At 74.0% G+C, this 7624-nt stretch carries 8 protein-coding genes; 4 read left to right on the top strand and 4 right to left on the bottom strand.

Translation table 11 applies throughout. The features are described from left to right. A partial coding sequence (locus tag JZ5iCDA_RS02560) for an FAD-binding protein (RefSeq protein WP_139122924.1) occupies positions 1-315 on the bottom strand: 315 nt, incomplete at its 3' end. Positions 316-432: 117 nt separating this feature from the next. Here JZ5iCDA_RS02560 and JZ5iCDA_RS02555 point away from each other — a divergent pair. Continuing rightward, positions 433-1341 carry a sigma-70 family RNA polymerase sigma factor gene (locus JZ5iCDA_RS02555; RefSeq protein ID WP_069385697.1) on the top strand — a complete coding sequence of 303 codons (909 nt, stop codon included), beginning with the start codon at positions 433-435 and terminating at the stop codon, positions 1339-1341. On the opposite strand, the gene JZ5iCDA_RS02550 is transcribed toward JZ5iCDA_RS02555, so the two are convergent. Then, positions 1304-1888 carry a hypothetical protein gene (locus tag JZ5iCDA_RS02550; RefSeq protein ID WP_069385696.1) on the bottom strand — a complete coding sequence of 195 codons (585 nt, stop codon included), beginning with the start codon at positions 1886-1888 and terminating at the stop codon, positions 1304-1306. The genes JZ5iCDA_RS02555 and JZ5iCDA_RS02550 overlap by 38 nt on opposite strands. 81 nt (positions 1889-1969) lie before the next feature. Further along, positions 1970-2353 carry a hypothetical protein gene (locus tag JZ5iCDA_RS02545; protein ID WP_069385695.1) on the bottom strand — a complete coding sequence of 128 codons (384 nt, stop codon included), beginning with the start codon at positions 2351-2353 and terminating at the stop codon, positions 1970-1972. A 301-nt stretch (positions 2354-2654) separates the two neighbouring features. On the opposite strand from JZ5iCDA_RS02545, the gene JZ5iCDA_RS02540 reads away from it, so the two are divergent. Then, positions 2655-4208 carry a pectate lyase family protein gene (locus JZ5iCDA_RS02540; RefSeq protein WP_069385694.1) on the top strand — a complete coding sequence of 518 codons (1554 nt, stop codon included), beginning with the start codon at positions 2655-2657 and terminating at the stop codon, positions 4206-4208. 68 nt (positions 4209-4276) lie between these two features. Here JZ5iCDA_RS02540 and JZ5iCDA_RS02535 read toward each other — a convergent pair whose 3' ends face one another. Then, positions 4277-5596 (bottom strand): glycosyltransferase, encoded by a 1320-nt coding sequence (locus tag JZ5iCDA_RS02535; RefSeq protein WP_069385693.1) that lies wholly within the window; start codon positions 5594-5596, stop codon positions 4277-4279. A gap of 275 nt (positions 5597-5871) precedes the next feature. Here JZ5iCDA_RS02535 and JZ5iCDA_RS02530 point away from each other — a divergent pair, with 275 nt between their 5' ends. Continuing rightward, positions 5872-6246: a PadR family transcriptional regulator gene (locus tag JZ5iCDA_RS02530; protein ID WP_069385692.1), complete on the top strand. Its 375-nt coding sequence runs from the start codon at positions 5872-5874 to the stop codon at positions 6244-6246. Further along, positions 6246-7622 carry a permease prefix domain 1-containing protein gene (locus JZ5iCDA_RS02525; protein ID WP_069385703.1) on the top strand — a complete coding sequence of 459 codons (1377 nt, stop codon included), beginning with the start codon at positions 6246-6248 and terminating at the stop codon, positions 7620-7622. Before JZ5iCDA_RS02530 ends, JZ5iCDA_RS02525 begins: the two co-directional genes overlap by 1 nt. Positions 7623-7624: the final 2 nt, after the last annotated feature.

Raw genomic sequence — 7624 nt, 5'->3', positions numbered from 1 at the left:
GACCCGAGCCACGCGGCGCTCCGGGTCCACCGCGACGTCGTCCAGCGCGCCCGTGCGCAGCAGCACGGCGCCCTCGACGTCGCCGGACGCGCCGTGGCCCGTGGACTGCGCAGCGACGGCGAGGCCGGCGGAGCGCGCCCACCGCACGGTGGCGGCGACGTCGTCGGCGTCGGCCGCCTCCACGACGGCCGTGACGGGCTGCCGCACGGCGAGGTTCCACGGGGTGGCGGCGCGGTCGAAGCCGTCGTCGCCGGGGAGCAGGAGGCGGCCGGTCAGGTCGCCGGCGAGGGTGTCGGTCGGGGTCAGGGAGGTCATGCGGACTCCTGGTGCGTCGGTCGGTGCGCGGGCCGGTGTCGGCGGCCCGTGGTTCCGTGGGCCCCGGCAGCGCGCGCTGTCACCTCTCTGACACGGCCGGACGAAGGAGTGTGACCGGTGGGCACGGAGCAGCTCACGGCGGAGCAGTTCGAGGCGCTGCGACCGCACCTGCGCTCGGTCGCGTACCGCGTGCTGGGTTCCACCGCGGACGCCGAGGACGCGGTGCAGGATGCCTGGGTGCGGGCGCACGCAGCCGGCACGGCCGGCGTCGAGAACCTCGGCGGCTGGCTCACGACGGTCGTCGCGCGGGTCGCGCTGAACGTCCTGCGGTCGCGCGCCGGGCGCCGGGAGACCACCTGGGAGGGGCACGTCCCCGACCTCCTCGTGTCGTCCCTCGACGACCTCGGCCGCGACCTCGGCCGCGACCTCGACGACCCCGCGCAGCGCGCGGTCGAGGCGGAGGAGATCGGGGTCGCGCTACTGGTCGTCCTCGACACGCTCACCCCCGCCGAGCGCGTCGCGTTCGTGCTGCACGACCAGTTCGCGGTCCCGTTCGAGGACGTCGCCGCCATCGTCGACAGGTCGCCGGCCGCCACGCGGCAGCTCGCGAGCCGGGCACGGCGGAAGGTGCGCGACGCGGTGCCCGTGCAGGACGACGTCGTGCGGCGCCGAGAGGTCGTGTCCGCCTACCTCGCCGCGTCGCAGGCGGGGGACTTCGACGCGCTGCTCGCGCTGCTCGACCCGGAGGTGACGGTGCGCGTCGACCGTGGCCCCGGAGAGCTGTCGCGGCTCCTGCGGGGTGCGCAGGACGTGACCGCCCAGGCGCGGATGCACTTCGGCACCGCCCGGTACTCGCGCCTCGCGCTCGTCAACGGGTCCCCGGGTCTCGTCACCGTGCTCGAGGACGGGACGGTCTACTCGGTGCTGGCGTTCACGGTGCGCGGCGGCCGGGTGGTCGGCATCGACATCCTGTCGGACGCCGAGCGCCTCAGGCCAGCAGCCGCACGCCCGCGCCGTCGACCGTGAGGCCGGCCCGGACGCCCGGGCGGTGGCGCGCGGAGTACGCCTTGAGGTCGCCGCGGAAGACGACCTCGCCGGGGAGGTCGGCGAGCATCTGCGGGCGGACCTGCCAGCGCTCGACCCCGAGGTCGCACACGCCCGCCTCGTGGAGCACGTGGTAGACGAACTCCGAGCAGAAGAAGCGCGTGTCGTCCGGCGACCCGCGGCCGATGAGCACGTTCACGAGACCGGACGCGTTGTACGAGTAGGCGTGCGAGTCGAGCAAGAACTCGCTGATGCGCGTGCACACGGCCTCGTGCTGGTCCGGGGTCACCGGGATCTCGAGGACGGCCCCGGGGACCACGTCCATCCCCCGGTACAGGCCGTCGTCGAAGCGCTCGCGCCGGAAGCACCCGATGAAGGGGTTGCCGGGCCGGCGCCGTCCGAAGCTGAACATCAGCTCGAGGCCCGGGTCGAGCGCGAGCGACGCGTGCGTGAACTCGTCGCGGGTCGCCAGGGCGATCGTGCGGGACAGCACGGTCCGGCTGCGGGACAGCACGACGTAGACGTTCACGACGCAGACACTACGACGACCTGCGGCGATTCGGTAAGCCTCGGCGTGCGAGACCCCGGAGGCTGCGGTATACGCGCCGGTTCAGCCGACCAGTCGTGAGCCCGGGACGGACAGCCGGACGACGTCGCCCTCGACGGCCGCGACCTCGTCGGCGGCCGCGTACCGGCTGCCGCTGAGCAGCCCGACGCCGTCGATCCGCAGGTAGCCCGCGCGGTCGAGCCGCGTCCGGTCCGCCGCGCTGATGCCCTCGCCCGTGGTGACGGCGTCCCGCACGGCGCCCGTGAGCGCGTCGAGCGCGCCGCGGTCCGGCGGCGCGTCGGCGACGGCGCTCTCCCCCGCGAGTTCGTCGGCACCCGCGCGGACGTCCTCGACCGTGCCCACCTCCTCGCCGTCGACGTCCACCACGGTCATCCCCGCGTGGACGGCGCCGAACGGCGTCCGGTCGTCGCTCACCGGCACGGTCATCGTGTCTCCTCCCGTCGTCGGGCCGTGGCCCGTGTCGTCACGTGGCCCCACTCTCGCCGCCCCGGCGTCCCTCGCAACCAGGACGTCGGTCGTGCGCCGCACGTCGGAGCCAGGGCTTGCATGTGAGAAACCGGTTCCCTACGATCGGGAAACCGGTTGCTCGACGTCGAGCCGCGATGACGCGGCCTCTTCGCCGGGTGTGCTCGAGCTCGACCGCGGTGGGTGCGACGACGCACCGCCACCGTGCGCACGGCAGCACTTCCCCAGCACTGCCCCAGATTCGACGACGAAGTGAGGCACGATGAGACGACCAGTCCGACGACGGCTCGTCGCGGCGGGGGCCGCGATCACCCTGACGGCCGCGATGGGCGTGACCGCCCTGACGGCGACCGCGGCCTCGGCCGTGACCGGCAGCCCGACGGGCTACGCCACCCAGAACGGCGGCACCACCGGCGGCGCCGGCGGACAGACCGTGCGGGCCACGACCGGGACGCAGATCCACGCGGCCCTGTGCAACCGCGCCAGCAGCGACACCCCGATCACGATCGAGGTCGAGGGCACCATCAACCACGGCAACACGAGCAAGGTCTCGGGCGACAGCTGCAACACCGCGGCCGGGGTCATCGAGATCAAGCAGGTCAGCAACGTGACCATCGTCGGCGTGGGACGCGGCGCCGTGTTCGACCAGCTCGGCATCCACCTCCGCGAGGCGGAGAACGTCATCATCCAGAACGTGACCGTCCGGAACGTCAAGAAGTCGGGCTCCCCGACGTCGAACGGCGGCGACGCGATCGGCATGGAGAGCGGTGTCCGCAACGTCTGGGTCGACCACGTCACCCTGGAGGCGTCCGGCGGGGAGTCGGAGGGCTTCGACGGCCTGTTCGACATGAAGGGCGGGGTCCAGTACGTGACGCTGTCCTACAGCGTCCTGCGCAACTCGGGCCGCGGCGGCCTCATCGGGTCGAGCGAGAGCGACCGCTCGAACGGGTTCGTCACGTTCCACCACAACCTGTACGAGAACATCGACTCGCGCGCGCCCCTGCTGCGCGGCGGCATCGCGCACATCTACAACAACCACTACGTGAGCCTCAACGAGTCGGGCATCAACTCGCGCGCCGGCGCGCGAGCGAAGGTGGAGAACAACTACTTCGAGGACTCCAAGGACGTGCTCGGCACGTTCTACACCGACCAGGCGGGCTACTGGCAGGTCGCCGGGAACATCTTCGACGACGTCACGTGGTCCAGCCCGAGCGGCGACGACCGGCCTGCCGGGCCGAACCCGACGTCCACGACGACGGTCTCGATCCCGTACGCGTACTCGCTCGACGGCGCGAGCTGCGTGCCCGGCGTCGTCAGCCAGACGGCCGGCGCGAACACGGGTCTGCGGACGTCCGACGGCTCCTGCACGCCGCAGAACCCGGACCCCGGCCCGGGACCCGACCCCGAGCCCGAGCCCGAGCCGGAGCCCGAGCCGGAGCCCGAGCCGGACGGGACGAACCTCAGCCTCGGGGCGGGCAGCGACGGCTCGAGCAAGGCGAGCGGGACGAGCTATGGCGACGTGCGGGACGGTGACACGAGCACCTACTGGTCGCCGGCCGGCTCGACGGGGCGGGTCTCGATCAAGTGGGGCTCGGACACGATTGTGTCGCGCGTCGTCGTCCGCGAGGCCTCGGGCGGCGGCAGCGTCGGGTCGTGGCGCGTGGTCGACAACGACACGGGCGCGGTGCTGCGCAGCGGCAGCGGCTCACCGGGGACCGTGACGTTCCCCGCGACGTCCCTGCGGAAGATCAACCTCGAGATCACGAGCGCGACGGGGACGCCGCGCATCGCCGAGCTGGAGACCTACGCCGGCTGACGCCGCACGCAGGTCGCAGTCACGCCGCGACCTCCGACCGCAACCCGCGGCCGGGGGTCGCGGCGCGCTCAGGACGCCCGGCCGTCGAGGTCCTCGAGCTCGGCCACGAGCGTGCCGTGCTCGGCGTCGCGACGGACGGCGTCCCCGAGCCGGGCCGCGGCGCGTGCGAAGGACGGGTCGTGGAGCACCCGGTGCACGGCCCGGTGGATCCGGCCGGCCGACGACCGCCGCGGGACGGCGACGCCCGCACCGCGGAGCGTGACCCGCACGGCGTTGTCGGCCTGGTCGCGCCCGTGCGGCAGCACGACGACCGGGCACCCGGCGACGAGCGCCTTGAGCAGGGTGCCGTGCCCGCCGTGCGTGACGACGAGCGCCGCGTCGCGCAGCACGGCCCGGTGGGGCGCCGCCGCGACGACGCTCACGCTCGCCGACCCGGGCACCGCGCCGGGATCGAGCCCCTGACCCGTCGTGACGACGCCCCGCACGGGCACCGCGCCGGGATCGAGCCCCTGACCCGTCGTGACGACGCCCCGCACGGGCAGCGCCGACAGGGCGGCGACGACGCGCCGGAGCAGCGCCGCCTGGTCCTGGAACGTCGACGACAGGGCGACGAGCACGAGCGGGTCGTCGCCGGGCGGGGCCTCCCAGGGGACGTCGTCGGCCCAGGACGGGTCGTCGAGCACCGGCCCGACGTACCGCGCGTTGGCGGGGAGCGGCCCGGGCAGGTCGAACGCGGGACTCGTCATGACGAGCTGCTGCCGCGCCGCGCCCATCTGCTCCCACGAGTGGGTCAGCGGGCCGAGCCCCAGGTCCGCGCGGAGCGCGTCGAGCCGCGCGAGCGTGAACCGGTCGAGCGTCCGTGTCGCTGCCGACGTCACCGCACGGTCGCGCAGCCGCCCGACCGGCCCGCGAGCGGGCCGCAGACCGGCGCCGAACGGCGTCCGACCGGGGTAAGGGGCCGCGTAGACGTTGGGCAGCAGGACGTCGAACGGGATCCCCCGCGACTGCGCGGCGATCATCGCGCCGACGGTGAACACGGACGTGACGACGAGATCCGGCCGCTCGGCGTCGACGGCGGCGAGGACGTCGCGCGCGATCGCGGGAGCGGGGCCCGCGATGACGCGGTCACCGATGAGGCGTGCCTGCGCGAGGGCGCCCCGCGCCTCCCAGTCCCGGAGCGGGTCGTGGGCCGGGTCGCGGTCGCGCCGGTTGGGCGCCGTCTCCCACGGCACGAACGTCGCGCCGGCCGCCCGGACCTCGGACGCCATGGAGTCCTCGGCCAGCACCCGCACGCGGTGCCCGCGCTCCACGAGCCGACGCGCGGCCCCCACCTCGGGCGGCACGGTCCCGCCCCCGTCGGTCAGGGCGAACAGGTACGAGCGCGCCATCAGTCACACCCCCGAGGATCCGCCGTCGTCGTCGATCGCGGTGCAGGGAACGCATCCACGCTACCGAACGCGATGGTGCGACGACACGGGCGGGTGGGGTGGTGGCGCCGGATCGTGGCGGGCCTGGCGGGAGCGGCGAGGGACGAGCCGCGGATGGTAGATCCGGCGCCACCACCCCACCCGCCTCCCCAGGCGACCACACCCACCGCGACCGAGACCCAAAGGCCTAGCGGTGCTAGGGTTCATGCCTAGCTCATCTAGGCAAGGAGACGCCCGTGCGCATCGACAAGGACCTCGTGGCCGCCTCGGCCACCCCGCTCGTGCTCGGCATCCTCAGCGAGGGCGAGTCGTACGGCTACGCGATCCTCAAGCGCGTCGACGAGCTGTCGGGCGGGCGCATGCAGTGGACGGACGGGATGCTCTACCCGCTGCTGCACCGCCTCGAGCGCCTGGGTCACGTGGAGTCGTCGTGGGGAGTGTCCGACGTCGGGCGCCGCCGCAAGCACTACGCGATCACGACGGCCGGCCGCGAGGCGCTCGCCGAGCGGCAGGCGCAGTGGCACGTGGTCGCGGACGCGCTGGCGCAGGTGTGGCGGGAGGCGCAGGCCGGGCCGGCGCTGCCGCCGCGGCGCGCGGAGGGGTGGGCGTGATGGCGTCGTCGGCTCCGGCGCCCGGGCCGCACGCGGAGCGGCACGCCGAGCTGGAGGCGCAGATCGACCAGTGGCGCGGCTACGTGCGTCGCCGGGAGGCGATCTCGGCGGCGGACGTCGACGAGATGGAGGACCACCTGCGCGAGCGGGTGGAGGACCTGCGCGCGACGGGGCTCGACGACGAGGAGGCGTTCCTCGTCGCGGTGAAGCGCATGGGTGACCTGGACGCGGTGTCGCGCGAGTTCGCCCGGGAGCACTCGGACCGGCTGTGGAAGCAGCTCGTGCTGGTGCGCGAGGCGCCGGAGGACGGGTCGCGGTCGTGGCGGGAGCTCGCCGTCGTCCTGGCCCTCGCCGTAGGCGCGGGCGTCGCGGTCAAGGTCGCGGCGGAGCTGGTGCCGTCCGAGGAGGTGCTGCTGCGCAACGTCGCGCTCCTGGTGTTCCCGTTCCTCGCGGGCTACTTCGCGTGGAAGCGGCGCCTCACGTGGCAGGTCGGCGTCACGCTGCTCGTCCCGTCCGTCGTGCTCGCCGTCGTGCTCAACGCGTACCCGTTCGCGCCGCTCGGCTCGACGGAGCTGCTCGCGGCGATCCACGCGCCGGTCGTGCTGTGGGCACTGGTGGGGGTCGCGTACGTCGCCGGACGCTGGCGCTCGGACGCGGGACGCATGGACTTCGCCCGCTTCACGGGCGAGCTCGCGGTGTACGTCACGCTCCTCGCCCTCGGCGGCGGCGTGCTGATCGGCCTGACGCTCGGCGTCTTCTCCCTCGTCGACGTCGACCTCGAGCCCTGGCTCGAGGACTGGATCCTGCCGTTCTGCGTGCCGGGCGCGCTCGTCGTGGCCGCGTGGCTCGTCGAGGCGAAGCAGAACGTCGTCGAGAACATCGCCCCGGTGCTCACCAAGGTGTTCACGCCGCTCACCGTCGTCATGCTCGTCGCGCTGTTCGCCGTCCTGCTGACGGCGGGCGACCTCGCCGCCGTGGACCGCGAGCTGCTCATCCTCATGGACGCGATCCTCGTGCTGGTGCTGTGCCTGCTGCTGTACTCCGTCTCGGCGCGCGACCCGCTCGCCCCACCGACGCTGTTCGACGGCCTGCAGCTCGTCCTCGTCGTCGCGGCGCTCGCGGTCGACGCGGTCGCGCTGACCGCGATGCTCACGCGCATCGCCGAGTTCGGCGTGAGCCCCAACAAGGTCGCGGCCCTCGGGCTCAACCTCCTGCTGCTCGTGCACCTCGTCGGCTCCGCGGTGCTCGCGGCGCGGTTCCTGCGCCACCGGCCGCTCGACGCGCTCGTGCGGTGGCAGACGCGCTTCCTGCCGGTCTACGCCGTGTGGGCCGCGGTCGTCGTCGTGGCGTTCCCGCCGCTGTTCGGCTTCGTCTGAGG

The organism is Cellulosimicrobium cellulans (genome assembly GCF_001722485.1).
Taxonomy (GTDB): domain Bacteria; phylum Actinomycetota; class Actinomycetes; order Actinomycetales; family Cellulomonadaceae; genus Cellulosimicrobium; species Cellulosimicrobium cellulans_A.
This window is presented reverse-complemented; position numbering and strand designations above follow the sequence as displayed.